At 43.5% G+C, this 2,350-nt stretch carries 2 protein-coding genes; both read left to right on the forward strand.

Translation table 11 applies throughout. The annotated features are described in order from the left end of the window. Positions 1–156 precede the first annotated feature (156 nt). Complete coding sequence (locus ACEW8O_RS04795; RefSeq protein ID WP_373493484.1) at positions 157–612, forward strand: (2Fe-2S)-binding protein; 456 nt, start codon at positions 157–159, stop codon at positions 610–612. A 30-nt stretch (positions 613–642) separates the two neighbouring features. Continuing rightward, a partial coding sequence (locus ACEW8O_RS04800; protein ID WP_373493485.1) for a molybdopterin cofactor-binding domain-containing protein occupies positions 643–2,350 on the forward strand: 1,708 nt, incomplete at its 3' end.

Consider the following 2,350-nt stretch of genomic DNA (forward strand, 5'->3'; position numbering starts at 1 on the left):
TTTCTGAGGTACAAATTATGGATAATGTTAACTTTTTGTATTTCAATTAGTTTCTGATGGCCATGATTTTCATAAAATTTCATAAATTTAAGAATTGAGCAAATTTTAAATTGCAAGATAAATCGCTTTAGAAAACATAAAGGTTAATACTGGAAAATGGAAAAATACACAATAACCGTCAACGGAAAAAAACAAGAAGTCACTGCCACTAAAGATATGCCACTACTTTGGGTACTGAGGGACCTCTTATCGATGAAAGGCACAAAATTCGGATGCGGACAGGCTTTATGCGGTGCTTGTACGGTTTTGGTCGGTGATGAAGCCACAAGATCCTGCAGCCTGCCAATCTCTGCTGTAGGAAATCAAAACATCACCACCATTGAAGGACTTTCTCAAGATGGAAGCCACCCTTTGCAGAAAGCTTGGGTGGAGCATATTGTTCCCCAATGCGGTTATTGTCAAACTGGTCAGATCATGAATGCAGCGGCACTGCTAAAAAACAATCCAAGTCCTTCTGAAGCAGAAGTTGAAAATGCAATGGCCGGAAACCTCTGCCGATGCGGAACTTACAACCGTATCAAGGATGCCATATTGACTGCTTCCAAATCTTAATTTTTCAATTGACCAAGACAACATAAAGCTATGATGCCCAAATTCCCATTCCTCAAAAACAAAGAAACAGAAAATAAAAGCAAGGTATTTATCCCTTCCAGGAGGGAATTCCTGAAGATCAGCACACTCGCATCAGGTGGGTTCCTATTGGGAGTCAACTTCCAATGTAGTGGCCCCAAAGGAGAATTGGTGACTTTCGCTCCAAATGTGTATATCAACATTGATTCTGACAATCAAGTAACGCTCATCGCCCACAGATCTGAAATGGGCACAGGTATCCGAACCTCCCTCCCAATGATTGTGGCAGATGAATTGGGTGCTGATTGGAGCAAAGTAAAAATAGTGCAAGCCGAAGGCAATGAGGAAAAATACGGCGATCAAAACACAGATGGCTCCTATTCTGTCCGGATGTTTTACGAACCCATGCGCAAAGCCGGTGCAACAGCAAGGCATATGCTTATTGCTGCTGCCGCTGAAAAGTGGGGAATAGATGCCTCGGAATGCCGTTCCGAAAATGGACAGGTACTTTCTTCAGGAGGAAAAAAAATCAATTTTGGGGATTTAGTTGAGGGTTTAAAAGACAAAGAAATACCTGATGAGGCAAGTATTACCTTAAAGGAATTTTCCAGCTACAAACTCATTGGAAAGGACATCGCGATTTATGACAATAAAGACATCGCCACCGGAAAAGCCGTTTTTGGCGCAGATGTGGACCTCCCAAATATGCAAATTGCCGTTGTGAGAAGAAGCCCCGTTGTCGGTGCAAAAGTCATTTCCTATAATGATGAAAAAGCATTGGCGGTTCCGGGAGTGAAAATGGTCTACAAAATTGAAGGATCTGGTATTCCTCCCGGATTGGACAAACCATTAGAAGGTGTTGCTGTGATAGCTGATAATACCTGGGCTGCCATCAAAGGCAGAGATGCATTGGAGATCGAATGGGATTTGGGAGAAAACCAACAGTACAGTTCTGCAAAGCAATTGGATGAGATGCTGAAAAGTACTACCGGAAATGGACAGGTTAGAAGGGAAAGAGGGGATTTCAATTCGGCAAGACAAGGGGCCGGGCAGGTCATAGAAAGAACTTATTTGGCTCCATTTTATGCCCATGCCACTTTGGAACCACCTGCTGCAATTGCAGACTTCAAAGAAGATGGTACTTGTGAAATCTGGGCCCCAACCCAGCATCCACAATGGGCAAGGCAGGCAGTGGCAACTGCTCTGGAATTAGACGTAGAGAAAATTAAAGTGAATGTTACCTTATTGGGTGGTGGTTTTGGCAGGAAATCCAAGCCAGATTTCGTAGTGGAGGCAGCCTTGCTGTCCAAAGCAGCCAAATCTCCTGTTAGGGTTCAATGGACCAGGGAAGATGACCTGCACCATGATTTTTTCCATGCCCAAAGTGCCCAAAGAATCAGAGCCACTTTGGATAAAAACGGAAATTTCTCAGGATGGAATCACCATACTGTCTTCCCTGCCATAGGAGCCACAGCAAGTGCAACAGAACTTCATCCTTCTGATGGCGAATTGGGTTTGGGCTGTATTGATTTTCCTTTTGAAGTGCCCAATATCCGGATTGAGACCCATGAGTCCAAAGCCCATACCCGCATCGGTTGGCTAAGGTCGGTCAGTAATATCCACCATGCTTTTGCCACCAATTGTATGTTGGATGAAATAGCAGAAGCAAAAGGAATGGATCCTGTGGACTTTATTTTGAGCATATTGGCAGAAAACAAAA

The sequence above is a fragment of the Aquiflexum sp. genome (genome assembly GCF_041749095.1).
Taxonomy (GTDB): domain Bacteria; phylum Bacteroidota; class Bacteroidia; order Cytophagales; family Cyclobacteriaceae; genus Aquiflexum.